This window comes from Anaerotignum propionicum, assembly GCF_024461735.1.
Taxonomy (GTDB): Bacteria; Bacillota; Clostridia; order Lachnospirales; family Anaerotignaceae; genus Chakrabartyella.
This window is the reverse complement of the sequence record NZ_JANGAD010000003.1, coordinates 253,774-279,933: the sequence shown is the minus strand read 5'-3', so window position 1 is coordinate 279,933 and position 26,160 is coordinate 253,774. Positions and strand designations below refer to the sequence as shown.

26 protein-coding genes and 2 pseudogenes are annotated in these 26,160 nt (G+C 38.5%); 8 read left to right on the top strand and 20 right to left on the bottom strand.

All coding sequences use genetic code 11. The features are described from left to right. Positions 1-10: 10 nt before the first annotated feature. Positions 11-826 (top strand): MBL fold metallo-hydrolase, encoded by an 816-nt coding sequence (locus tag NE558_RS06365; protein ID WP_256149116.1) that lies wholly within the window; start codon positions 11-13, stop codon positions 824-826. A 64-nt stretch (positions 827-890) separates the two neighbouring features. Here NE558_RS06365 and NE558_RS06360 read toward each other — a convergent pair whose 3' ends face one another. The 10 genes from NE558_RS06360 to NE558_RS06315 form a co-directional block, all read right to left on the bottom strand. After that, the gene (locus tag NE558_RS06360) at positions 891-1,835 is read right to left on the bottom strand and encodes a DUF3991 and toprim domain-containing protein (RefSeq protein ID WP_256149114.1); all 945 of its coding nucleotides are present in this window, start codon (positions 1,833-1,835) and stop codon (positions 891-893) included. A gap of 256 nt (positions 1,836-2,091) precedes the next feature. Further along, positions 2,092-4,752: a MobP3 family relaxase gene (gene mobP3, locus NE558_RS06355; protein ID WP_256149113.1), complete on the bottom strand. Its 2,661-nt coding sequence runs from the start codon at positions 4,750-4,752 to the stop codon at positions 2,092-2,094. A 19-nt stretch (positions 4,753-4,771) separates the two neighbouring features. Further along, positions 4,772-5,194, bottom strand: coding sequence for a hypothetical protein (locus NE558_RS06350; RefSeq protein WP_256149112.1), 423 nt, complete (start codon positions 5,192-5,194; stop codon positions 4,772-4,774). Between the two features lie 385 nt (positions 5,195-5,579). Further along, on the bottom strand, positions 5,580-5,834 hold the full coding sequence (locus NE558_RS06345) for a DUF6103 family protein (RefSeq protein ID WP_256149111.1): 255 nt from the start codon (positions 5,832-5,834) through the stop codon (positions 5,580-5,582). 68 nt (positions 5,835-5,902) lie between these two features. Continuing rightward, positions 5,903-7,069, bottom strand: a complete 1,167-nt coding sequence (locus NE558_RS06340) for an excisionase (RefSeq protein WP_256149110.1) — start codon at positions 7,067-7,069, stop codon at positions 5,903-5,905. A gap of 87 nt (positions 7,070-7,156) precedes the next feature. Beyond that, on the bottom strand, positions 7,157-7,534 hold the full coding sequence (locus NE558_RS06335) for a DUF3846 domain-containing protein (protein WP_256149109.1): 378 nt from the start codon (positions 7,532-7,534) through the stop codon (positions 7,157-7,159). Between the two features lie 129 nt (positions 7,535-7,663). Further along, positions 7,664-8,719: a C40 family peptidase gene (locus NE558_RS06330; protein ID WP_256149163.1), complete on the bottom strand. Its 1,056-nt coding sequence runs from the start codon at positions 8,717-8,719 to the stop codon at positions 7,664-7,666. A gap of 67 nt (positions 8,720-8,786) precedes the next feature. Beyond that, a complete protein-coding gene (locus NE558_RS06325; protein WP_256149108.1) occupies positions 8,787-9,731 on the bottom strand; it encodes a HipA domain-containing protein in 945 nt (314 codons plus the stop codon). After that, entirely contained in the window at positions 9,724-10,176 is a 453-nt protein-coding gene (locus tag NE558_RS06320; RefSeq protein ID WP_256149107.1) for a helix-turn-helix transcriptional regulator, read from the bottom strand. The genes NE558_RS06325 and NE558_RS06320 overlap by 8 nt, the downstream gene beginning before the upstream one ends. 167 nt (positions 10,177-10,343) lie before the next feature. Beyond that, positions 10,344-12,173, bottom strand: coding sequence for a VirB4 family type IV secretion system protein (locus NE558_RS06315; protein ID WP_256149106.1), 1,830 nt, complete (start codon positions 12,171-12,173; stop codon positions 10,344-10,346). Between the two features lie 145 nt (positions 12,174-12,318). On the opposite strand from NE558_RS06315, the gene NE558_RS06310 reads away from it, so the two are divergent. Further along, on the top strand, positions 12,319-12,660 hold the full coding sequence (locus NE558_RS06310) for a histidine phosphatase family protein (protein ID WP_256149105.1): 342 nt from the start codon (positions 12,319-12,321) through the stop codon (positions 12,658-12,660). Between the two features lie 311 nt (positions 12,661-12,971). Here NE558_RS06310 and NE558_RS06305 read toward each other — a convergent pair whose 3' ends face one another. The 8 genes and pseudogenes from NE558_RS06305 to NE558_RS06275 form a co-directional block, all read right to left on the bottom strand. Further along, a complete protein-coding gene (locus tag NE558_RS06305; protein WP_256149104.1) occupies positions 12,972-13,628 on the bottom strand; it encodes an SMI1/KNR4 family protein in 657 nt (218 codons plus the stop codon). Positions 13,629-13,758: 130 nt separating this feature from the next. Continuing rightward, complete coding sequence (locus NE558_RS06300) at positions 13,759-14,340, bottom strand: hypothetical protein (protein ID WP_256149103.1); 582 nt, start codon at positions 14,338-14,340, stop codon at positions 13,759-13,761. A gap of 87 nt (positions 14,341-14,427) precedes the next feature. Next, positions 14,428-14,685, bottom strand: coding sequence for a hypothetical protein (locus NE558_RS06295; protein WP_066085588.1), 258 nt, complete (start codon positions 14,683-14,685; stop codon positions 14,428-14,430). Between the two features lies 1 nt (position 14,686). After that, positions 14,687-15,334 carry a DNA cytosine methyltransferase gene (locus NE558_RS14750; protein ID WP_420314586.1) on the bottom strand — a complete coding sequence of 216 codons (648 nt, stop codon included), beginning with the start codon at positions 15,332-15,334 and terminating at the stop codon, positions 14,687-14,689. Between the two features lie 33 nt (positions 15,335-15,367). After that, positions 15,368-16,536, bottom strand: a pseudogene (locus NE558_RS14745) (DNA cytosine methyltransferase); the annotation flags it as partial. A 43-nt stretch (positions 16,537-16,579) separates the two neighbouring features. Beyond that, complete coding sequence (locus NE558_RS06285; RefSeq protein WP_256149102.1) at positions 16,580-17,482, bottom strand: conjugal transfer protein TrbL family protein; 903 nt, start codon at positions 17,480-17,482, stop codon at positions 16,580-16,582. Positions 17,483-17,566: 84 nt separating this feature from the next. Then, positions 17,567-17,869 (bottom strand): DUF6809 family protein, encoded by a 303-nt coding sequence (locus NE558_RS06280; protein WP_256149101.1) that lies wholly within the window; start codon positions 17,867-17,869, stop codon positions 17,567-17,569. A gap of 124 nt (positions 17,870-17,993) precedes the next feature. Continuing rightward, on the bottom strand, positions 17,994-18,287 hold the full coding sequence (locus NE558_RS06275) for a 4-oxalocrotonate tautomerase (protein ID WP_256149100.1): 294 nt from the start codon (positions 18,285-18,287) through the stop codon (positions 17,994-17,996). Between the two features lie 362 nt (positions 18,288-18,649). Between NE558_RS06275 and NE558_RS06270 the strand changes: the two are divergent. The 5 genes and pseudogenes from NE558_RS06270 to NE558_RS06250 all read left to right on the top strand — a co-directional run. Then, a pseudogene (locus tag NE558_RS06270) lies at positions 18,650-19,381 on the top strand (helix-turn-helix domain-containing protein); the annotation flags it as partial. 292 nt (positions 19,382-19,673) lie between these two features. Next, a complete protein-coding gene (locus NE558_RS06265; RefSeq protein ID WP_256149099.1) occupies positions 19,674-20,528 on the top strand; it encodes a helix-turn-helix domain-containing protein in 855 nt (284 codons plus the stop codon). Next, a complete protein-coding gene (locus tag NE558_RS06260) occupies positions 20,518-22,620 on the top strand; it encodes a HelD family protein (protein WP_330643387.1) in 2,103 nt (700 codons plus the stop codon). Before NE558_RS06265 ends, NE558_RS06260 begins: the two co-directional genes overlap by 11 nt. A 284-nt stretch (positions 22,621-22,904) precedes the next feature. Then, positions 22,905-23,576 carry a flavodoxin family protein gene (locus tag NE558_RS06255; RefSeq protein ID WP_256149098.1) on the top strand — a complete coding sequence of 224 codons (672 nt, stop codon included), beginning with the start codon at positions 22,905-22,907 and terminating at the stop codon, positions 23,574-23,576. A 185-nt stretch (positions 23,577-23,761) separates the two neighbouring features. Continuing rightward, on the top strand, positions 23,762-24,394 hold the full coding sequence (locus NE558_RS06250) for a CatB-related O-acetyltransferase (protein WP_256149096.1): 633 nt from the start codon (positions 23,762-23,764) through the stop codon (positions 24,392-24,394). A 183-nt stretch (positions 24,395-24,577) separates the two neighbouring features. Here the strand turns inward: NE558_RS06250 and NE558_RS06245 are convergent, their stop codons facing one another. Both NE558_RS06245 and NE558_RS06240 read right to left on the bottom strand, forming a co-directional pair. Then, complete coding sequence (locus NE558_RS06245; RefSeq protein ID WP_256149095.1) at positions 24,578-25,012, bottom strand: alpha/beta hydrolase; 435 nt, start codon at positions 25,010-25,012, stop codon at positions 24,578-24,580. Positions 25,013-25,108: 96 nt separating this feature from the next. After that, the gene (locus tag NE558_RS06240; RefSeq protein ID WP_256149094.1) at positions 25,109-25,291 is read right to left on the bottom strand and encodes a hypothetical protein; all 183 of its coding nucleotides are present in this window, start codon (positions 25,289-25,291) and stop codon (positions 25,109-25,111) included. Between the two features lie 141 nt (positions 25,292-25,432). Between NE558_RS06240 and NE558_RS06235 the strand changes: the two genes are divergently transcribed. Further along, entirely contained in the window at positions 25,433-25,996 is a 564-nt protein-coding gene (locus NE558_RS06235) for a TetR/AcrR family transcriptional regulator (RefSeq protein ID WP_256149093.1), read from the top strand. Positions 25,997-26,160: the final 164 nt, after the last annotated feature.

The following is a 26,160-nucleotide window of genomic DNA, read 5'->3' as shown; positions in this document are numbered from 1 at the left end:
GTAATCAAAAATGAATAGATTAAACAAACCAATCATCGCAAAAGAAACCATCAAAGCAATGGAGGACATGTCATTTTTTACTCATGCTCTCATTTTTGATGATTTACTAATTATTGCACAAAAAGAAACTAATTGTTACGTATTAAAAACCAATGATGGACTGATAGTGATAGATGCTATTTGGCCAGCAAAAATAGTTTTTGATGCGATAGTAGATGCGATTAAATCTGTAGGTTGGAATCCAGATGCCATAAAGAAATTAGTCTTAACACACGGACATGTTGATCATACCGGTTGCGGAAAGTATTTTGTAGAAACATATAACGCAGAAACATATCTTTCTGAAGTGGATGATATCTTTTGGACAGAACATCCGACGAAACCCGAGCGCCCAGAAACGTGGAAAGATTATCAAATTGATACTTATATACAAGATGGAGATACTATAACCCTTGGAGATAAGACAATATATGTTTACGGTACTCCCGGCCATACTCCTGGGTGCTTGAGTTATATATTCCCAGTAAAAGAAGCTGGCGAAACTCATATGGCAGCACTATGGGGCGGCACTACTCCTCCATGGACTAAGAATGGAGTTGAACAATATCTAAAATCCCTAGACTATTTTATTCGTGAGGCAAATAACAAAAAAGTAGATGTAGCGTTAAGCAACCATACCGCCATTGATAATGGGCTAGAGCGAATTTTATATTCAAAAAAAAGGATGTCCTATATGCCAAATATTTATATTATAGGTCAAAACGCATTTCAAAAATATTGTACGGTTTTTCAATCATTAAGTTTTGAAATGCTAGATAGATTATAAACTAGTCGTTTTATAAAAGTAGAAGCTTTAGAAGCAGAGGGTATTTAACTCCCTCTGCTTATTTTTATGCCATTTTTATTTCATAACTTTGTGGCTGCCCATTTATGCTCTCTTGCAAATCCTCATTAAAATCTTTGAGTGTAGGGAAAATACGAAAAACAATTTTACCTTGTTCGCATAATAGATTTATAAACTTCTCACACGCCTGAATGCCAGCTTTATCATTATCCAAGCACAGCACCACTTTATTAATTTGAGGATTAATCTCCAACTGTTTCAACATTGCCTGTTCCGAAAGTCCACAGAGTGAAACGTAGCTGTGCTTTTTCCAATCACTGTTTTTATGTACGCTGATGAAAGACAACATATCTATGGGTGCCTCAAAAACATAGAGTTGGTCACTTGTTCCACAGAAATGAAAGCTGTAACAAGAATTACTGCTGTCAATATTTCCTTTGTAGCTCATCCCTTCTGTGTAGATTCCTCGTTTATGTGCGTGTCGAGCAACTCCCTCTTCATCTAATCCTACAAAAATTGCGTTGTGATATTCCTTTGTACCATCAGCCGATTTTTCACAGCTTTCATAAAGCAACTTTTCTTTTGCAAAAAAACTGACTACATTGCTATCAATGCATCGGTGCTTGATAAGATAGGCAAACGTTCTACGCATATCTTTGTTCTGTGGTGGCAGTATAAACGGCTTTTTTATTTCTTCCTTCTTTTCTGCACAATGATAGACTTCACCACTCTCACCACCAAGAAGCATCGTTACCGCATCGGGAAATGATAAACCATAAAAGTTTTGCACAAAATCAATAGCAAGACCCCCTTTTTCCGTGGCATGGTCATACCATTCATTTCCTCTGACAGTAATACTGTGGTCACTTTTTAACCGTTTTTCTCTGCCAGATGGAAGCAAAGTTTCACCCCTTTGATGAAGAAAATATTCAAGGTCAACCTCATTGGCTCTTTGCTTTTGTTCCTCAGTAAAGTGAATGTATTTACCCATAGTGATACCTCCTTTATGATTTTTTACCGATTTTACGATGAAAGACTGTCCTTTTGATGGGACAGCCTTTCCTATTTGGTTTCACATTCTGTTTTTCTAATACCTTTGAATGATAAGTATTTTTCTCCTTGTTTTTCATCATAAAAATCCTTTCTATATAGATTTAGGGTAAAAAAATAACAGACCTTCGTTTTGAAAGACTGTTAGAAGCATTCTTATGTTTACACCAAAGATTTAATAGATTCCCCTTGTAAATTTACAAGCTCATATACTGTTCTTGGTCATCTTCCTTATGACCCTGTGCCATTTTCTTCTTTTTCATTTTCCTGAGTAACTTGCTGTCAATCTTTATTCCCCTTGAGGATTTCTCTAAAGGAACATTATCTTCAAATACTTTACTCATATGGTGGAGCACTCGTGTAGCAAGTAAACCTACCGATGGCTCTCTCCACTGTTCTATGTGGTCAAGGAAAAATTGAGCATATTCATTGCCTTGCTCTGCCGAGAGCATAAACCATTTTATTGCCGTCTCTTTATCCCTTGGCACAACCTTTCCCATTAGAAACATCTTGCCAAGTTGATATTGTGCAAATTGATTGCCATGTTCGGATGATTTTGTTAGCCAGTGAACAGCAGAAGAGATATTTTTACAGTTTACTTCGGTGAGATAGATTTTCCCAAGACGATAAGCTGCCCACTCATTATCCTGCTCTGCCGAGAGGGTGAACAACTCCACTGCTTTTGCAATATCCTGGGTAATATGTTTGCCCTCAAAATTAATCTTGGCAAGAGCATACTGTGCAAACTGATTTCCGCTATCCGATGCCGTTTTCAAATACCCAACAGCAGTTTCTACGTCTTTTGCGGTTGGACTTTCTTCACCAAGAATTATTTTAGCCAGTGAATAGCATGCAAAAGTATTTCCCAGCTTTGCGGATTTCTGAAAGTATTCTTTTGCCTTTGAAATGTCTTTCTCTGTTCCTATACCGTTTTGCAGCATCCACCCAAGGCGATACTGTATTTTATCATCGTGGCTTTGCTTTTCCAAAGCGGTAAAACCAACAAAGGCTTTTTTGAAATGAACATTACTTTCTCCTTCATTTTTGTCTGTACCAATTGCATCCCGATACATTTTCGCCACTTCAAAATCGGCATAGGGAAAACCCTGTTTTGCAGAACGCAAATATAAAGCAAATGCTTGTTCATCGTTTTGCTCCACACCCTGCCCACGCAAATATTGGCTCCCAAGAGAGTATTCAGCAAACTTATATTTCTGATTTGCCGACTTTTCAAACCAATCAGCAACCACTTCATAATTTTGCTCTGTTCCAAGACCTCTGGCATACATCTTGCCAATACGGTATTGTGTATATTTCCAAGATTTCTTATTTTCTACAAACTGAAAATCTGCAAGAGCCTTCTCATAATATTCCTGTGCCTTTTCACCATCCATCTCAACCCCAAGACCATCTGCATATATCCTCCCCAAGTCAAAGGTTGCAAGAGCATTTCCGTTTTCTGATTCTTCGAGCAACAATATGCACGCCTGTTCAAAGTCCGGTTGTTGTTGTTCTGTACCAAACAGAAACTTGCGAGCCTGCTTATATTCTTCTGTCCATTTTACATATGGATTTGGCTGCTCTTCCACAGCATCGTCAACCGATTCTTCAATGAAATCAGATACCTCCATACGAGGCTCTTCTTCAAAAGCTTTTTCAACTACTTGGCTATCAATCGAATCAGTGCTCCTGTCATCATCAATTATTTCAATGATTTTCGTTTCCGAAAAGCTGATTTCGCCTTTGGAGAGTTTATCTGCTTCCGTGATAATAAAATTCTTGATGGATTTAAACTCTTTTTGCTTTGAAAGCGTCAACGGTTCAGGCAGGTTATCAGAATATCCGAGAAATATCTCATTACGCATTTCATACCACAAACTATACTCCTTTGCCACTTTTTCATCTTTAGCAAGCTCATCTACAATACTGTCCACAATATTTTTTACATTTGGCTGCAAATACCCGTAGACTCGTTTACCAGTGGTGTGCTTTAGTTTTTCTGCAAGAAGCAAAATCAGTTCTTCCATTTTGGAATTTTGTATTGTGCCTGTTTTCATTTCGGCAATCAACTGTAGCAGTGATTTTTTGCTTTCTACTTTTAGGCTATCCCTCCTTCGGCTCTGCCGCTCATAGATGTTTTTCATTTCATTTTTGAAAATATGCGACACCAACCCCGACTTGATATTTTTAATGCCCTCCTTGGTGAGATACCCTCTGCGAATATCTGTGGAATAACAAATCATGTGAATGTGAGGATGATGACTCTCATTATGAAAAGCTGCGTACCATCTAAAGTCCTCAATTGGTATTTTCAAATTTTCTGCAATGGTAGGTGCATAGTGTGATAAAAAGTCATTCCAGTTTTCTGCATGGTCAAACCCTGTACTGACAGCATCTTCTCGCCTAAGGGATATGATAGGTGTCCATACATTCCCTTGATGATTGGATACTTCATCAGCAACCTTACTAAGAATAATTTCATCATCTCCGCTTGTAAATAAACCATGGGAAGATAGCTTTTCTACTCTTGGACGATTGGCAATGTAGTCCACATAGTTTTCTTTTTTTGCCACTATATCAAGGTTATGTTCTAATGCTATGGAGATGAAGTCCGAAGCGTTTTCAATGGTTTTGCTTGCAATGTAATCTTCATACTCAAACAGATTTCTAGTATTCGGAAATTCTTTTATAATATCTGCAATGAGCTGCTCCTGTTTTTTTGTGGAAGGAAGATTTTTATGTTTCTCATTAAATTTCTGCACACCATCTCTTGTGGCAATGTAACTTACAAGATTGGATAGGTGAGCTGTATTATCTCCACCTTTGAGATATGGACACTTAAAAATAATTCTCGGCATAAACATCTCCCTCCACTATTTATTCTTCTAATCCTTGCTGGTATTTAACCGCATCCTCCATATTAATTCTGCCTTTATGTCTTTTTACTTCGGCAACGCATCTGCCACGAAGTTTACGCAAGTCTTCATCACTGATTTCAAGTCCAGCGGCAAGAATGTTCATCATCATACTCATCTCTACCGACAAACGAAAGAGGTTTGCTGATTGACGATTTTCGGTTTCTCGCAGTGTGCCTTGAATTGCTCCAAGCAGAATTTTTGAAAGATAATCTGTACTTTGATTACTAACCAAATATCCCATATAAAAAGTCAATGCTTTTTCAATAAACTCACTACGGTTATTGCAGTTATCTTCTTTCAATAAAACATCCATTTTTTCAAAGGTATAAGGATACAGCCAAACCGCTGTCCTTTTCTTATTTTTGTTTTGTGGTTCTTTCAAAATATCACCTCCAAAGATCAAGACCACCTCTCTAACCACCTTGTAAATGCCGTAATCACGGTCTTTTCATAGATTGCAGACCACCTAAGCATCACAAAGTCTGTTTTTCGACCACCTAACGGAAGTACGAGAAAAGCTCGGCACTGCCGAGCTTTTTGACCGAGAGGAGGTCGCTTGCGACCACCTCTCTTTATCCTGCACCTAAATCAATGGGTGGGGTCACTTAAAATTTGCGATGTTGTGTGGTAATTTAGGTTCTGTTTTCATGGCATTTCCCACTTTCTCACACCTTGCCAAATTCGCCCCAATTCTCTTGTTATGGTGTTACACCCCTCCTTGGAACAAAAGTGGCACACAATCGGCAACAACGGCGAATATTACCTTCTTATGAATTGCCATTTACTGTTTGAGAAGCATTCGCCTTGGCCGTTTCCACCTTTTTAGGCTTACTTGGCATATTTTCACACTGCAGTTTATCCTCTATGTACTCTCGTGTTGGCTGTGGCACATACTTTTCATAGAGCTTTTGGATTGTATCGGAAAGTTCTGCTTGCAATTTCATATCCTTTTTCTCCATATAATAAGTGAGTGCATCGAGTTTTTCCTTTTCAAAAGTAATGGTTAAGGTTGCTTTTTTCATTGGATACTCCTTTCCAAAAAACAAAAGCACACCGCATAATACGATGTGCCACTTAGCTTTTTCTGTTTTTATATCATTTTGTGGGATTGCATCTGACGCTGTTCCTGCATTAGTTCCAGCAACAGCTTCGCTCTTTGATCAAAGTTTTTTATAACAAAATCAATTCTTTCCTCATACATAAAAGGATTTTGAGAAAGGTTAATTCTGATTCCTTCTCTAAGTTCAAGGACACTTTCAATATCAAATTTCCGCAAATCACTGACTAGCTTTATCTGTTTTTCATGTGTCTTGGCAAACGGTTTGCTTTCTATATCAGAAACTTCTACCTTGGTTGGCGTAGACATAAACAGAGAGGTACCGCTATCAAAGATAGGTGCCGCCCCCAATACTTCAAGAGTATTACTGTTTCTCACAATACCAAAGTTGTTCATGTGCCTGTCAGTATTAGCAATCAAGAAATCTGTTACCAGAAGCTTTTCTATGTTTTCAACTGCATTCGTAATCCCTATTTTTTCGTAGGATTCTATTAAATATTCATATGCAAAAAGGTGGTTTGGTTTCTTGAAATGACTGTACACGCTCCATGCAGACACTAGCTCCGTATCCTTTGAGAGAAAGTTTTTACACAGGCTGTACGGCATTCCGTCCTCAAAAATCACCTCATATTCCACATGTGGCAAACGAAGTTTTTCCATCACCATTCCTGTTATTTTCTCATTAAACGGTTCTTGCCTAAACACACCGCTGGCTCCTTTTAGGAGGTATCTATCTTCATTTAAGATAATCCATTTCTTTTTCAACCAGCCATCAGAGGTATTATCAGGAGATACTAAGCTGAAACTGTCCAGCTGTTTGCCAAACAAAATTTCACCCATATCCTTGGAAAAGTGATTTTCAAAGAAATTAATTTTATCAAAGTCAAGGTCAGAACTTTTGGGACAAATCCAATAGCAGTCCGATAAGCTGAGACCATAGCATTTAAGTGCCAAACCAACTGTATTCAATTCACCTACCGTCTCAAGTACACGGTCAATACTCTGTCGGTTTTCAGGTATACATCTGCTTTTAAACCAATGATTCAGTGCCTTTCTGTCAACAATCTGATTTTCAAAACAGACTCCAAGAGGAATATGCTCCACCTCTATGACATTAAGCACCTTCACAATTGTGCTTGTTTCTTCGTCTATTTCCATCTCCAATACATTCAAATTTTTGTGCATGAGGTAATAAATCAATTTCTCACCTACTTTCCAATCGTATCTTTTATTTTAGCCTTGTTTAAGTAAGAATTCAAACAAAATCAGCGTACAAGTCATGCTGGTTTACTTGAAATCAAAACCCATGAAGGTCATTCGTGGTTTAAGCTCTGGTTCTTCCCCTGTAAAAATGGGAACATCAGAAAACTTTTTCACGTATTCTTCCACCTGTTTGTCATCAAGTGAAACAAATTCACCGTCTTCACTATCACCACAAATAAAAAATGGACCACAAATAATATCTGAGCCCAAGCGTCGGTTTGGTTCCATTCCATTTAGCTTTCCTTCTTCATTGACAACAGCAATGCATCCATCATCGAGGTAAGCACATTCAATAAGCCCACCAACTTCCGTTTGTAATGCCCCAAGGGTGTTATCAATTTCTTTTACTACTGGCGGATTACCAATATCCATTTTTACAACCTTAATTTTATTTTCTTTCATACCACATTCCTCCCTATTCATTCTTTTCCAAAATTCTGTGTTTCAATAGAAACGCATTTTCTTTGAAATATCACTTAGCATAAAATCAATCTTTCTGCTTTATTGGTACATCCCTTTTCAAACTTCTTTTTAATTAATTTCTGGCAGTCTACCGAACCCAAGGAAATGCTTCTGCCAATACTTTGTATTAATATCAGCATAGCCAATAGGATCACCAGCATGGAGCATCTTTCCATTTCCCACATAAATTCCTATATGAGATGCCACACCTGCACCTGCATAAGTCCCTTTGAAAAACACCAAATCACCAGGCATTACTTCATCTTTCGGTACCAGTACACATTGATTATAGATTCCCGTGGCAGTAGTTCGTGGAAGATTATAAACCCCCGACTGGGTATAGACCCAACAAACATACCCCGAGCAATCAAAGGACGTTCTTGGATTTGAACCACCCCAAACATAGGGGTAACCCAAGTATTTTTCTGCTTCCTCAATCAGTTCTTTGTAACTACCATCGCCAATGGGTTCACCGGGGTATTGAAATTGAAATTCATCCAACCCGATTGCTCCATGCCCGTACTTCACCAATGCATAAATGCGATTGGCATTCATTTGGTTTTCTGATGTCACCGTAATTTTCATCATATTTTCAATGTTTCTGTAAACAATCGAAAGGTCCGTGATGGGAACTACTACGGTATAGGTTTCTTCTCTTTCATTTCCTTCCTCGTCGATGACGGTTCGATTACGCTCCTCATAAGATACAAAGCAATCTGAAAATCTCAATGTATTGATGAGAGATGGGCGATCCTCGCCGAAATACAGAGCATAAAAAATAGCCTTAACTCTTATTAGGTCAAGGCTGTTTCCGTCTTCTGTTTGGCTGTTAAGTTTGTTTATATCGTAATCTAATAGGTTGAAGCTGTACTGCATATCTTCAATATATTTTCTAAATTCTTCAGGAACATTACACGACACGACACCGCCGTTAAAACATAAATCTATTGCTGTAGTGTTGTGGTCTGCTGTTGCAGACATGATGCCAATTAGCAGCGCAAAGATAACAATTATAGGCGAGAAGATTGCAGCAATTGTCCAACCCATGCCTCTACGGAGCTTATCATTATTCAATCCCATCACTACAGCCTTGGCAATCAAAACAGGATTTGCAATAAAAATCACCTCCAAACATAAAAACACCCACAGTTGTGAGTGTTTTCTTCGATATCTGGTTGTTTCATAATACTTTCTACATGGAAATATCCTGGCCTGCCCCCAAAGATTTTTTCACGTCAGTCTGCTTCGTTTCTTGTTTCATTAGAAGTTCCATGCTATAATCCAAGATTCTCACCTTTCGCTCTGCAATCATCGTCTTGTAAAAATCCCTTTGCATAGGAGTAATGGAGGGAATATCCTCTATCAGTTTATTGATTTCCTCGATATCGATTTTCTCTGCTATTTTTTTCAATGCTACATTGCATTCTTCATTTTGCAGAGAGGAAATAAAATCAAAATAAGATATTTTTTTGCCATTTTCCATAATCGATGAGGTAGGAAAAACAAAGATACGTTGGTTTATTTCATCTTCACTGTTCAAAACCTTCTCCATATGTGCCTCATCTAATTGGGGATATAAACAGGAACCGCAGTCATAAACTGGTGCAATTTCCGCAATTTGTTTCTGTTCATCTATTAAGATTCCCCAGTTGCCGTTATGACGGTCAAAATTTCCAAGCAAAGCATCTGCAATAAACATATCCCAAAAGAATGCTCGTAATTCGCCTGATGGAATCAATGCTTGTTCATCAATGGCTTTCATAATGGAAGATAACTCCGTTCCATAGCCGCTTTGTTCACTATCCACACAGGTATTTTTAAGGTGAGCAAACTCCATTAGCCTTTTTCCTTCTTCAGTAAAATCCTTGCAGGCCACCACAACCTTTTCTTTTCCTCGTTTATCGGTGTAGGTGCCCAACATAGTTTCCTGTGCCGGTATGCCAAATAAATGGAAGATATGGCAAGCAAGATATTCACTGATACAGCTGTTTGTATAACTCATAGCTTTGCTTTTACTAGGCACAGGTGGAAATTTCAGCATATAACTTGTACCTTCATATGAAATATTGATTTTGTTACCATTGGCTCCGCCATAAGCTTTGAACTTATTGACGGCACATGTTGTAAAATCAATCATTTAATCCCTCCTGTTCTCCGTAGAGAAATTTTTTTCTTAAATAGTTTGCTTGCTCCTCTGAAATACAACCTGCCCAAAGATCTGCATTAATAGAGCCATATAGTTCGCCCCACAGGCAATCCAAATAGGATACGTTGTCTTTTTCTCCCTTTTCATAGTCTTTGATCGCCTTTGTTAATTGCGGAGACAAGTTAGTTTCCAAATATGTTTTATCCGTTGGTTTCCCAGTTTTTTCGGGTTTAGTAGACTCTGTTTCCAGTTCCAGTATTTCTTCTATGGATAAATTCAGTGCTTTGGACAGCTTTGAAAGCGTCTCTGCACTGCATCGGTTAAGGCTTGTTTTGCCAGAACAAATATCTGCAAGGGTTGCCCACGGGACACCGCTTGTTTTAGATAAGCTGTATCGTGACAATCCCTTTTCTTTTAATAATTCAATAATTGTCATTGTATATCACCCATCTTCAATATATCGGTAACCCGATATATTGTCAAGGTGATTTCTCCATTTTTATTTCTGACCATATCGATAAAATTCCTTTAAACAATATTTTCTATAATAGTCAATAAAATGCTATCATCTTTCTATCATATCTTGTTGCCATATTCCCATTACTATCTCCCACCAGCCTTCCCAAACAATTTTTCCTTATATGTCGGAGCATGAACGACAAGGTTATATCGCTCGTTACCGCATTTATACAAACATATACCACGCTGAGGGAACTTAATAAGATTGAATTCGCTTTCTTCAAGCTGTAAGGTATCCATATAAAACTTCGCATCAACAGCACCTGCATTGAATAAAAATTGGTGTGTTGGGATGGAGAACAATGGCTTTGTCATCTCACGAATGCCCTCAATATTAAAGTCCTCCAAATTCTGACTGGACAGAATTACGGAGGACTCTTTCTTTCGTACTCTTTTCATAAAGTTTCTGATGTACTCAATGGCAGTCATATTTGTAAGGAATAAATACAGTTCATCAATGGCCGCCGCTGTATGCCCCTCGGTGAGCAGCTTGTCGCTCATAAAGGATAAAACATTGAAAAGCAAAGCATTTTTCACATTCTTGCTTGCATTTAATAAGCCTTTTACACCAAACACAATAAATCTGTTTGAAGTGATATTCGTATGACCGTTAAAAAATTTACTCTCCGCACCCTTACACATAGAATGCAGTCCAAGTAAAATTTCCTGTAACAATTCAGCTGTATAAAGCTGATACTTTGCTTTGTCATAGTCTTTATACTCTTTCTCAGTCAGCGCATAAAGATCAGACAGGATGGGATAGTCATTAGACTCAAGGGATGCAAAGTCTGTGCCATCACTGATATTCCAATTGGAATATAATTTGCCAAGCATAATTTCAATGATATCAATATGCCTGTCATCAAAGTCTTTATAGCAACGGAAAAAATCTTTTAAAAAGCTGATGTGCTGACTAAGCTTGGTTGCTTGCCTGAATGCAATGGGTGCATCCTTATCCTGTGGCGAGCCACCGTCATCCCAACTTTTGGGTTCCAGTGGGTTTATCATATACTGTCCACTCATTAAATCCACAAAACAACCGCCTGTATTTTCTGCAAGCTCACCGAATTCATGCTCTGGGTCAAGGCAAATTACACTTTTTCCAGACTCTAAGATATTACATAAAATCAGCTTTAGAAGATAGCTTTTGCCTTGTCCCGAATTACCTAATATGAGGATACAAGGATTGGTTTTATCATCATCTCGTTTATCAAAATCCACAAGAATGTTACTGCCAAACTTATCTCTGCCTAAATAAAAACCGTTGCTGTCTGTCTTTCCCGAATAATTAAAGGGATACAGATTTGCAACGGATGAAGCCGGAAGGACTCGTTCAAACTGACTGCCAAAAATATTTCTCCCCGATGGTCCAACACAGAAAAAACCTTGTTGTTGACGGAGCAAAAGCCTGTCTATATTCAGTTTACTTCGAACAAGTTCTGTCAAAACATCAGTTTGCAATAACTTTAGGCTGTCGTAGTCCCTTGCAGTCAGCTCAATGTATACTGCACAATGCAAGAGTGGTTCACGATTTCGATGCATCGTTGATACCAAAGCAACCACATCCTGCAGATTGCTTTCAGCAGTGACACTTTCTTGCAAATCGTTAGTGTTTGCAGTGTTCATTCTGTTCTTATTGGTAGCATTATGAATAATTCTTTTTTCTTCTGTTGGTGTTACCTGTCTGGTATAGATGCGCAGTGTCACGCCATCTTTTTCACCTAAATGACGTAGAATTGCCTGTTCTTCCGTTACTGTGGGATATTCACGAAGGGCCCAGACACATCGGAATGTGTTGCCGCAAATAAAATGGTCAGCCTGAAACTTAATGATGCCCGGCGCTACCATGTCGATAAACTCCTTAATTTTTATATCCTCCTTTTGTAGAACCTTTGGTTTTGTTTGCTTTACCATAATGAATACTTCCTTTCTTTTACTTGGTATCATTGAAAAAGCCGCCACATTTCTATGACGGCACTAACACTTTTTGGTATAACCATGGTATAATGGGCGCATGTGACTTTTGCGTTGTTTATAATAATGGGAGGTTAAACATTTTATGATATATCTTGTACGTCACGGTGAAACTGATTGGAATTTATTTAAAAGATTCAACGGTATGACCGAAACCTTTTTGAATGAAACAGGATTGCAACAAGCAAAATTACAATCTGAAAATTTAAAAGACATTAACTTTGATGTGTGCTTTTGCAGTTCACAAATACGAGCTCGCCAATTTTGTGAAATTCTTTACAGTGGCTCAGTTGTTTTCGACGAACGACTTGTTGAAATGTTATGCGGGGAGTTTGAAGGTATGGAAGAAACACCTGAAATGATGAAGCGTTTTGGCAAGCAATTCAAACTGGTGATAGGGGCACAGAGAGCTTTCGTTCATTTATAAAGAGAAACTGTGATGTATGCGACATGATTGAAAAAGATTACAAAGGTAGAAATGTTTAATTATTACCCACGCTGCAAATACACGTGTAGTAAACTATTATTTTACAGGAAAGCCCCAAAATTATGATTGGAATAAGCAAGTAATTCAAAAAGGTGAACTGATAATATTTGAAAATTAAACTATAGAGTATGAGCACAATGGGAAGCTGATATACGGTGCCGGCTTCCCATTGTTTTTTCGTCGTCTATAACAGCTATGTCGGATATTCACGCAGTTTTTGTTTAAAATATAATTTACTTATATACAAAAATCTATAGCTTAAGTCCAATAAGTTTTCGATATGTATTTGCGTTTTCAGAGTAAGCGTCAAATCCTTTTACATTATTAATGAACGGCATCATTTGCCAATCTTCATTGCCACATCCACCAATTAAAAGTAAGCTATCAAAATAATCAGCAAATGTTTCTCCTAAAACAACACCGTGGCTCTCACAACCGTCATGACTTAAATAGACAACACGTTTATCTTCTTTTGAGTCGCTTAGGTCAAATGCAATTACATCGCCAGTGCCTACTGTCATAAAACCCAATTTATTATGCCACACTTTATCATAATCATCTTCTACGTTGCTAAAACACCCGTCCACCCAAGACCTTCTACTTTCTTCTGCCTCCATCATCTCATTCAATGAAATTGTAAAATAAGCTGAAAAAATGCCTTTCAATTCTTTAGGCAAACTAAAATCCTGAGGCAAAAATGCAGAAAACTCTATAGCTTTGGACATCTTCAAAAATGTATTTCTCAAGCTCAAAGGAATAGATGTTCCAAGCTTTTCTTCAAGTTTTATTACTTCCTCCTGTGTGGCAATAATATCTTTTTTATACTTGACATCTTCAGCTTTACAAATTCTCATATATGTTTCGTACAGTAACTTTAATTGTTCTTCCCATTTTTGAAAATTACACATAACCAACCAACAACTCCTTCGAAAATTTATTATTATCAGGAAGTACTATCATCTGCGGTAAAAATATCGTATAGACTAACCTTGTATTCTTCATTATATAACTTAACCAATATCATTTCAACTTGAAAGACTATTTATCCCCCAGCACCACCCACCTCTCACCGTCAAAATCTTCGTACCTATCAGTGGTGACATTCTGTTCAAAGTACACTCCCAAAATTCTTTTAATATCTGGATTATCTGCTCGCTTTGCTGTAAAACCTTGATCCTTTAAGCTCTTTTCTATACGAGATAAATACGGGAAAACATCACTTTCTTTCTCATTTTTCAATCGAATGATTATGAGAAATTCTCGAGCAGTAGCCATCTGCACTTGCATGCGGTCAAGATTGGTGCTGTCTTGCATTAAAAGTTTTCTGATCATCGGATTTTCCTCTTCCTCCATACGCTTTTTCAGATACTCCTTATTATCATCAAAATTCTCTTTGGAATTAAGGCAGAGCATTTCAATTTCTGCAATACCATTCAGCACCGTCATCAGTGCATATATTCTACTGCTTACACTGCTTTCCGAAAGTACAGAGATATTGGTTGGGTGGATGATGAAATATACAAGTTCACCATATTGCGTAACAAGGCTGTAGTCAGTGATTTCCGTAATTCCCATCAGTTCTCTTGTGGAATTTTTATTTTTTTCTTTCTGTTTTTTCATTTTTTATATTTTCCCTTTCTACATTTATCTTTCTGGATAATCAGGTCGTGATTTGCTCTTGGTTCAAACAAAAATATGGGTGCAGCATCATGCTGCCCATTCATATGTCTGTGGCTTTAATATAAAAAAGGATACAGCATATCGGATAAAATCCAAGATACTCATATCCTCAAAGCGAATGCTTAAAAAAGCATATGCCGCAGTAATCACAACTGGGAATAGGATGCCTGTTTGAGCAAGGGCAAAAACAGAAATAAGCAATCCTATTCCAATGATTCCAATGTCACGCAGTTCCCACAGCCATAGTGTTGCTTTTGCTTTTAAGTTATCGGGATACATATACATTTTAACTTTCCTCACTTTCTTCCTTGAATTTTCCCAAGTAAAAAGCAATCCCACGGAGAACAAAATCTACGCATGGAATTGCCACACTGTTTCCAAGTGCCTTGTATCTTGGCGAATCCGAAGCTTTTGGTATATTTGTCCAATCATCAGGAAAGCCTTGCAGTCTTTCGCATTCAAGAGGTGTCAGCCTACGGACAAGGTTCCGTGATACTGCAAGATTTTCACTTCCTCCACCATTGTCACCGCCTTCGGCTCTTAATGTACCGCAACCTTCCTTGTAATCTGCAAATGCAGACTGTCCATATATGGTGCTTTGGCTATCAATAATACACTTATCTTGGCTGACATATTGACTGCCTGCACCTTTCCAATCACCATTACATAATGTTCCTACTACATCTTGATAAGGCTCAGGCTTATAAATAGCATGAATATCTGATGTCGTAAGGGTATAACTGATGTCTTTTTGCACCCCGTGACCATTGCCTCCATTGTGATCTTGGCGGTTAATCGTATTACTGGCAATGCAATAACTTTCCTGTACGATGGCAATTCCACCTTGGTTTTTACTTGGATCTGGGTTCGAAGTATCAAGGGTTCGTGATTTATCTGTTTCCCTACACCCCGATAATGGGTTATTAGATTTCATTGAATTGCTGTCTTTGCTATCCAAGCTATACGCAACGGGCTTTGAAACAAGAGGAATATTATTGCCACCTGTACCATAAACTGCTGCCACTGTCGGTGCAACTTTCAATGGTCCGTTATATCGGCAATCCTTACCGTGATTATCAAACAAAACAGGTTGATTTTCTCTCCCTATTCCAACGGCAGATGTAATCGTGGGGCAAATATTTTCACAAATTTCCGCACCTACTTGCTGACTTCCCATAATAATTGGGAGGTTTCCACCCATGCTTGCTCTTAATGTAGCTGTTATATTTTCGGTAATATCCATGCGGTTTCCACCTTGGTCATTTAAACAAATCATGGGTTCTGTAACAAAGGTCTGCATCTGCATATTCTGTGTTGCCATCAATGCACCCGAAAGATTTTCAAGGTCAATTCCTTCATTCCTTTGATTAATGTGATAAGATTTCATCTCTTTTATATTTGGTAGACTGCTATTATCTGCCTGTGTAATTCCGGCTTGTATTTCCAATGCTGTTTTTAATTGTTTAGGCAACTCCTTACCCCTGGATTTTGCTCGTCTAAGTATTCCCAAGCAAGCGGTCTTGCTCAAATAGTATTTTGGGAGCGGTGTGTCCTCCAAAATCTGCGACAAGAAAGATTCTTTTGCGTCTTTGGGCGACACCCCAGTATTGAGCATCGAGAACTCTCCAAGCAAGGGAGAATTCTCCTCCCAAAATGCACCCAGCAGGTTTCCATACCCCTCCCGCAGGTCGAGGTACAGATACGGTGAACGGTCTCTTCAAGAACCGCTTTGAAATCTTCTCCAAACTGAGAGGAGAAGGCTCCGTGGACATTTTCCCAAACGAAGAATCGAGGTCGAATAAGGTCATTTGCTTTTCCGTCTTTTCCATTGGCACACCTCATTTCTTTTGTTATTCTAATCTGCTCCATAAAGAGTCCGGAACGTTCACCTTCAAGTCCTGCTCTCTTTCCTGCTACAGATAAATCTTGGCAAGGCGAGCCTCCACAAATAATATCCACAACAGGAAGTTTGCTCCCATCAAGCTTTGTAATGTCACCAACATGGAGCATCTCGGGAAATCGTACTTTAGTAACTTCGATGGGAAAACTTTCGATTTCACTGGCCCACAAAGGCACAATTTCATTGTGAACTGCAGCAAGGGGAAATCCGCCAATCCCATCAAAAAGGCTTCCCATTGTAAACATTTAAATCATCTCCATTCTATAAGCACTTCCCTTGCTACTTCGCCACCCCCTGCACAATGGTTCTAGTTGTATTTACTGCGGCTTGAGCCGTATATACTGCACTCATCACATTTGCTTTTGTTGATGTATCCAAACCAAATGACCCTGCAATTCTTGGAATTTCACCAGCGGACAGCATGAGTCCAAAACCCAGTAATGCATGGTCTTTTAATACCATTAGTCCTGCCATAAGTATGGTTGCTTGCAAAAAAGCTGTTAAGCAAAGTCCTATAATCTGTTTGCACCACCCTATAAATCCATCCAAATATCCACGGGGAACAGAGAACATATATAAGCTTCCAACGGCTATCTGAATGAGCAAAATACCGCCACGCTTGAGATTTGCGAAAAATACTTTTATCACCGCATATCCCATAAGAATTATCGTGAACAAGCCCATAATAGGTGAAGTGACATCTGACATGCCGCCAAAAACATTAGAACTGCCAACAGCATCAATATTCCCCGCACTGTTTAATCCAGTAATAATGCTGTTTGCTAAATCACTAATTCCATTTGCATGCCCTGTAATTCCTGTAGTAAAACTTCCTTGCAAATTCACCGATAACTTATACAGTTCTATTGGGGCAACAGTAAAAAGGCTTACCGCCATAAATCCTTTTATGGCATTTATCCCTGCATCCTTAAGGTTTCCTCGTCCGTTCTGATATTCAATCCCAGTTTCAAAACAGGACACCACAAGCCCCGTAACATAAAGAGTCCACGCAAGATAAGAAAAAAACAGCACAATACTTTGAACCCAATTCATATCAAATAATTCCACCCCCATATTGCCCATCAGAGCAAAAAAGTCGCCCAGAAAGCCTACAAGATGTCCATAAAACCAATCCATAATTTGATCCATCACATCACTAAGCAAAAAATCCCATATAAACAAAAAGCGTAACCTCCTTTCTATCCAAATAAAAAAGCATATCGTTTTCACGATATGCTTAAGGGTTGCATAAAAAATGACGGAGTGCTAATTTTTCAATAATTCCAGCTCTCCGTCATCTTCATTCATTATTTCCAATATCAGTTTTGCTCCCATACGAAAGCCTTGTGTAAATCGTTCCTCAGCATTGATACAACTGAGTTTTCCTTGTGCCGTTACAAAATCTTGCAGTTTTTCTTTTTTCTCTGCATCTAGCTGACTGCTAAATTTTTCCTCAATCTCAGCTAACTCATCCATGCACTTTTGATATTCACTTCCCTGTACCACTTCCTTTGCTATGGGGCACAAATTTCCATTATACAACTCACTAAGTAATTTTTCTTTCTGCATTTTTTTCACCTCCTTCAGCACAACACAATAGCACAAGAAATTTATTTATGCTATACACAGAAACCAACAAATTTAAAACCAAAAGCAAGGATGTTCCCTGCTTTTGTTGCTGTTCTATTGATTTTTATGACTCTGCTTCATCTAAAGCTTTTATGATAAGATCAGTAATAAATGCCTTTTGGGTTAACTGCGGGTTTTTATCAAGATAATTTTTAATCCTTAAGAAAAGTTCCTCTGATATTTGCAAAGCAAGTGTCCTCGTTTGTGGCATGTTCTTCATCTCCTTCATTTGATAGTATTCAATCAGCAGATTTTCTATATATTGGTTTAGAGTAAGTCTGCTTTCTTCTTGGCTTGTTCTTACTTTATTGTGCAATTCAATAGGAATTTTGGCACATAAACTTTTTGTTTCTTTCATCGCATTTCCCCCTTTTTAATTTTGCAAGCAAAGCATACTCTAAAGCGTAAGTGAAAGCCATATCCAACACCAACAAGAATTGAAGTAAAAACATAATTGCTTTGTGCACCATACTAAGTACATAATACTTTCAATTTCATTCTATTAAATACACATTCATAAGAAATTCATTTATGCTATACTATACACATTACCTTTAGGAAATATGAAAATCGAAAGTCAACTTAAAATTTTCTTTATATTCTTAACAGAAATTGCGTAACAGCGACGATACTTGTACAAGAGTTTGGGTATCACATAGGACAATTTTGCGTGATATTGATATTGTAAATGTAAAACATGATTAGCAAAAAAAGTAGTGGACGAATCTAACACCTGCGGATTATATCCGGAGATTACGGCTATCCAGGTCGGCACTGACGCTGCGTGATGAAGACTGCAAAATTCTTGATGTTGCATTTGAGCTTGGTTTTGGCAGTGTGGATGGATATCAGCGTGCCTTTTTACGTGAGTTTGGCTGCAATCCAAGGGAATATGCGGCTTCACCCATTCCTCTTTATCTTTTCACCCCTTATGGCGTAAAGTTCAGAGCTATCCGAAAGGAGAATAAAATGGAAAACGTAAAAAATGTATTTATTCAAGTTATTGAGAAACCTGCAAGGAAAGTACTCATCAAACGAGGAATAAAGGCGGCCGACTATTTTACCTACTGCGAAGAAGTTGGTTGTGATGTGTGGGGACTACTTATAAGTATGAAATCCATTAGCAAAGAGCCTGTTTCCCTTTGGCTCCCTGCAAGCTATATCAAACCAGGCACTTCAGCGTATGTGCAGGGTGTTGAGGTTGCAATGGATTATGCAGATATTATTCCGGAGGGATTTGACCTAATCAACCTACCCGCCTGCAAATATTTGATGTTCCAAGGGGAGCCTTTTCCCGAAGAAGACTTCTGCCAGGCAATCGAGCAGGTGTGGGAATCTATTAAAAAATATGATCCCACTGTAATTGGCTACACTTGGGATCAAGAAAACCCGCGTATACAGCTTGAACCAATCGGTACAAGAGGATATATTGAATTGGTAGCAATTAAATAAAAAAGCCGTCATAAGTAGCACAGGGTCACTAAAATAATCGGTCTGTGCTACTTTATTCATTTCTAAAAATACTCTTTCAATGCTTTTATAAAGAGAGTGGACATTCAAGACAACATATTGCAACAGCTTTTTTTCTGAACCTGACATTCCAAATTTCCAGTGAAAACCACTCCAAATACCCTATCTCATCTGTGGTAGACCAAAACTTTTGCCTGTAAACGAAAAAAGAGCAAGAATCAATAAAACTAATTTTTTTAATCTTGTAAAATAAAATGGACAGGAGGCTTTCTACATGAATCCCAAGAGTATCACAAAAATTTCAGCCGCAATTCAATTTATTGAAACCCATCTAACAGAAAAGATAGATTTAGAACGGGTTGCGGAAGCAATTCATTACTCCAAATATCACCTACATAGAGCGTTCACCAATACTGTAGGGTTCACCATACATGACTATGTGCAACGGCGACAACTCACCGAAGCAGCAAAGTTATTGGTTTTTTCAGAAAAGCCAATCATAGAAATTGCTATAATGGCAGGCTACGAAACACAGCAATCCTTCACAAATATTTTCACAGCTATGTATAAGCAGCCCCCTAATCAATATCGAGAAAATGAAAAATTTTATCCATTGCAACTAAAGTTTCGTTTGGAGGGAGAATATGAAATGCTTTTTAGCAAAAAAACAGACAAATGGATGATTCATTTTGCAACAGAAGATGATATCCCCTCTTGGATGGACTTAGTACGCCTAGTGATTGACGGCTTCCCCCATTTGCAGGAGGATGAATATATTTTGGAATTAAAGGGGTATATCAAAAGCAAGCAGGCACTTATCACAAAGGATAATTCTATAGCGGTTGGTATTATGCTTTTCACCTACGAAACAGGAAGTATTGACTTTATGGGTACGCACCCCCTTTATCGTAATAATGGAATTCCAAAAGTATTTTTGTATAAAGTGATGGGTGAAATGATTAGGGAAAAAGAAATCAGTATTACAACTTACAGAGAGGGAGATAAGGCGGATACAGGACACCGTAAGCTAATTCAGGAATTGGGCTTTGCAGAAGGGGAACTACTTACGGAATTCGGTTATCCCACACAACGCTTTATTTTGCCAAGGGAGGTCTCACATGAATCGTAAACCACAAAGCGGCAGGAACGAAACAGTGCCTGCCGTTCAATCTTCTATCCCTTTTCCTGATGAGATTGCACACCTTGCCATGATGAACGAAAAGTTGGATGACGCTGCGCAAGTGGCGAATAACAATGTTAAGAAAATTGACAAGGAATATGCAGATGCAAAGCGCTACATGGCAGACTATCGTGGAGAAATCGACCCCAATGAAATGTTTCAAAACGAGCTTGCACTAAAACAGATAGACCACATCGGTGCTTTCTCTGTAGGTATATGGGAAAAGCTTGCCAAACTAAAGGAGTCACCCTATTTTGCAAGAATTGATTTTCAAACAAATGGCGATGCAGAGGCGATAAAACATTATATTGGGCGATTTGCCTTTACCCACGAAAACCAACTGCTTATTTTGGACTGGCGTGCCCCCATTGCAAGTATGTTTTATGACTATGAGATTGGTTCAGCTGGATATGATGCCCCTGTGGGTAGGATTGAGGGCAAGCTGGCCCGTAAACGCCAATTCAAGATAAAAAACGGTATGCTGGAATATGCAATTGAAAGCTCTGTTAACATTCAAGATGATGTTTTGCAGCGTGAGCTTTCCCAGACCTCAGATGAAAAGATGAAATCCATCATCGCAACCATACAAAAGGAGCAGAACCAAATTATCCGAAATGACAAAGCTAAGACTATGATTATTCAGGGAGTGGCTGGCTCAGGAAAAACCTCCATTGCACTTCACCGAATCGCTTTTCTACTCTACCGTTTTAAGGATAGGCTGTCGGCAAACAATGTCACAATCCTGTCTCCCAATAAGGTATTCGGCGATTATATTGCAAATGTCCTGCCAGAGCTTGGCGAGGAACCAATTTGTGAACGAAGCTTTTGGGATATTGCTGATGAACAGCTAAGTGGAATAATCCGGTTTGAGCCAGAGAAAGACCCACTAGAAACAGAAGATATAAAGTGGGCAGAGCGAGTACGCTTTAAGTCTACAATAGATTTTGTGAGAAAAATTGATAGCTACATCGAGGAGCTTCCAACGCTCATTTTTGAATCGACTGACTATACCTTTGGGCAGTTTTCAGTGACAGCGGATTGGATACAGAGGCGTTTCTTTGCCTACCGCAGTTATCCTATCAAAAAAAGACTTGAGCTGATTGCCAATGACATTCATGAACATTTTGAATCGGTTAATTTTATGGTTGATGAAATTCCAAGAGCAAAAATAATCTTAAAAAGCTTAACCGCCATGCTTAAAACCAAAAATACCCTTGCGTTATACAAGGATTTTTATCGATGGCTAGGACACCCCCAACTGCTCGTTCTACCGAAGAAACAAACTTTGGATTGGTGTGATGTCTTTCCGTTCCTTTATCTGCACGGAGCTTTCCAGGGTTTAAATGAAAGTAATCTTATCAAACATTTGGTTATAGATGAAATGCAGGACTACACCCCCATTCAATATGCCGTGCTTAACCGCATTTACTACTGTCAAAAAACAATTTTAGGTGACTTTGGGCAGTCTATCAATCCAAACCATTTGCATACCATGGCTCAACTACAAGAGCTTTACAGTGATGCTAGTTATTTAGAACTAAATAAAAGCTACCGTTCCACCTATGAAATCATTACCTTTGCAAAGGGTATCGGACAGGTGGAAAAACTGGAACCCATGGTGCGACACGGAGATATGCCAATGGTAATTTCCTGTGCTGACAAGCAAGCGGAATTAAACACAATCAGAGCAAAGCTAAATGACTTTTTACAGAGTGATTATGTTTCTCTTGGCATTATTCTAAAAACCAACAGTGCCGCTAAGGATATGTTTGATATTCTCAAAAAGGATTACGATATTCAGCATATTTCCACGGATAGCACCCATTTTGCAAATGGTATCTCTGTTACCTCTATTCAGATGTCAAAGGGCTTGGAGTTTGACGAAGTAATTGTGCCTGATGTGAGCCAGAATGATTACTACAGCAAATATGACAGAGGCCTGCTCTATATTGCCTGCACAAGAGCAATGCATAAATTGACTTTGTTTTATTCAGGGAAACCAACCCACTTTCTTTCTCGACATACGCAAAAAAATCTTTGATAAATAGAAAACGGAAGAATGGGTCATAATTAAATCTTGTTTTACTAGCGATACTTCTGTTAGAACGAATATAATTTAAACAAAAATCCGATTCTTAACTCTAGAGCGTTTATTGAAAATCTGCTTAATCTTCTCTACAATGACTGTAAGGATGCATAAAACATGAATAGATAGTCAAACTGTATCTCCATGGGAATTAAGGTATCTCCTCCCCGAAAGGGAGAACGAAATGCTAATTTAGTAGTGTACAATGCATCAATTATTGAAAAGGAGAACACAATACAATGAAATTTATAATATTTAACGGAAGCCCTGCTGGGGCAAACAGCAACACAAATGTAATTGCAGAAGCGTTTTTGAATGGTGCTAAAAAAGCTGGTGCAGATACAGAAAATGTGTTTTTAATAAATAAGAATATTGGACACTGCAAGGGATGTTTTAACTGTTGGTTTAAAACACCAGGCAAATGCGTGATGCAGGATGATATGACAGAGCTTTTAGTCAAGTACAATTCTGCTGATGTGGTTTGCTTTGCTTCGCCTGTTTATACATGGAATATGACCGCAGCTCTTAAAAATTTTGCAGACAGACTTGTACCTCTGAAAAGTCCTCTGATTGTAAATTCGGACGAAAATTTTGACCTTGTAGATTCTAATCCAAAAACGCAGCAATTTATGGTGATTTCAAACTGCGGCTTTCCAGGGAATAATAATTTTGAAACCATGAAAGCAGTGTTTGCGTCCTGCAATCCCGTTCTTGAAATTTACCGAAATTGTGGCAAGCTTTTAAAAAGCAAAGATTCAGAAGTCAAAAAAACCGTAAATGAGTATTTGCAAGCTGTGGAACAGGCAGGATTTGAAATGGCAACGCAAAATTATGTATCAGCAGATACAAAATTAAAACTTGAAAGGCAACTCATGTCCATTCCGGAATATGTGAAATATATCGGGATGTAGCAAAGAAATAAACAGGCTTTTTTACTGCTAATTTCTCATCGACATTGGAAAGAAACTTCTGTATATGCTATAATAACTGTGTATCAAAATTTAATTTTGAATGAATATAAGGATGATGATATTATGAAAATTTGCATTGCAGTTGCTGGAATAGTTCGCTAAAAAATAAAACTCAGGAGGTTTTTATGACTATTCCAGATAAAAAAATATATCCAAGAACAAACGATACCGAAACGGTGTACTTGAAAGGTGTAATCACAAATCCCAACATTATTGTTGGCGATTATACCATGTACAATGACTTCGTTTCTGATCCTGTGAAGTTTGAAAAGAACAATGTGCTGTATCATTATCCTGTCAACCAAGACAAACTGATTATCGGCAAGTTCTGTTCTATTGCCTGCGGCGCAAAGTTCCTTTTTACCAGCGCCAACCACGCGCAAAAATCACTTTCAACCTATCCGTTTCCCATCTTCTTTGAAGAATGGAATCTGGACAAAAAACAGGTTGCAGCCGCTTGGGACAATAAAGGTGATATTGTCATCGGCAATGATGTTTGGATCGGCTACGAAGCGGTAATCTTGTCTGGCGTTCGTATCGGTAACGGTGCAATTATTGGCACAAGAGCCGTCGTAACAAAGGATGTTCCTCCATATACAGTCGTTGGTGGTATCCCTGCAAAAGAAATCAAAAAGCGTTATGATGAAGATATCATCCGGAAATTGCTACGGATTGGTTGGTGGAACTGGCCTTTTGATAAGATACAACAATATTTACCCCATATTATGAATGGTGATATTGATAGGTCGTTTCCCTAAATATCCCATTGTTAACATAATACGAACCGATAAATTTTAATTTAACAAGCAGACTGACTCCATAACAAAGAGTTGGCCTGCTCTTTTATTGCTTAAACTCCAAGTATTCTCCAGTCAATACTTGCATAAGGACGGTGGTGAGTTTCAGTGTTCATATTACTTGTTTTCTTATTTACGCTTGAATTAGTTAAAATTATGTTGATTTAGCGATTGGACTTCCCACTGGCACAGAATCGAAAGTTGCTCTGGAGTGTGAAACCAGTGCTCGCCCCCATTTGTTACCGTCAGTTTACAGCCAAAACGATTGCTAAAGTTTATCACGGTGTCCTCATCAATCAGTTCATCTTTCTTTGCTCTTAAAATAAAGGTGGGGGTGTTCCACCCATCAATTCGATGGCTACGCACATAACTAAGATATTTCCACGACAGTTTTTGCCCAAAATCAGTGTCAATCAATTTTTCACGCTCTAAGCGCTCCTCTGTAACGCCTGCCCAGTGCATTAAATTATCAATCGTTCTCTCCATATCCACCAAGGGAGAGACCAGCAGGCACTGCTCCAGCGGCTCGCCTGAAAAAGACAAAAGGGTGAAATAGCTGCCGATGCTGTTGGCACGCACAGCAACTTGACTCCAACTTTTTTTTGCGTATAGCATTACTTGTTGAAGTTCTGGAACGGCGTGCCACGGGTCAAAAGTAGCGGAGGCATCAACTCGTTATCCATGCTCCGGCAAATCAACCCCTAATACTTGCCACCCAAGCGGGCAGGCAACATCTGCAAATGCTTTTGCCTCATCTTTATTTCCACCCTGTCCATGAACAAACATAAATAGTTTATCCGACTGCTCACCGAGTAAAACAGCAGGGACCTCGTTAATCTTAAAATATTTCTCTCTCATTGTCATTCTCCAATCAAACTAATTTAATTAGTATTTTAGCTAATACAGTTTATTTTGTCAAGCAGAAAGCGAATGATATTATTGACAAAGCTAATCCAATTAGTTAAAATGAGATAAAACAAAGAAAGTAATGGTGGCAAAATGCGAACAACAAAAGAACTTGTCCTTCAAGTTGCATCTGAAATTGCAGATAGAGATGGACTTTCGGGAGTTTCCCTAAAAGCTGTGGCTGCGGCACTACAAATCCGTACGCCATCTTTATATAACCATATAGACAGTTTGGATGAGCTGCTTCGAGAGGTAGCGCACACAGGAATGCGTACAATGAATTGTCAGATGACTCAAGCGGTCATTGGAGTTTCCAGCGATGCGGCAATTCGTGCAATCGCAGTTGCGTATCTGCGCTTTATGGTTGAACATCCCGGCATATATGAAACAATTCAATGGGCAAGTTGGCACACTAATGACCAGACAAAACAGATTTTATCTGAGTATCATTCATTGATGGGAAAATTAGTTCAGTCTTTTGGATTAAGTGTTTCCGATGTCAGCCCTATTGTTCGTCTGTTAACAGGGTTTCTTCATGGCTATGCGACGCAGCAATTAGGTAGTGCATTGTCTGATCCTGAAGCGGCCATCACAGATATGTCATCTGCATTGGATACGATCTTGCTTGGCATTCACCAGAAATATCAGAAAATATAGTGCAAACGTTATTCTTTGAATCTTTATAGAGCCGCAGCATCTTTTTGTTGATGTTGCGGCTATCGCTTTGCCTATATCCCCAGAATCATCCAGTCAATCCTTGCATAAAGACTGTGAACAATTTTTAGTTTTCATAATACTGGACTCTTTCTATTGTTTATATT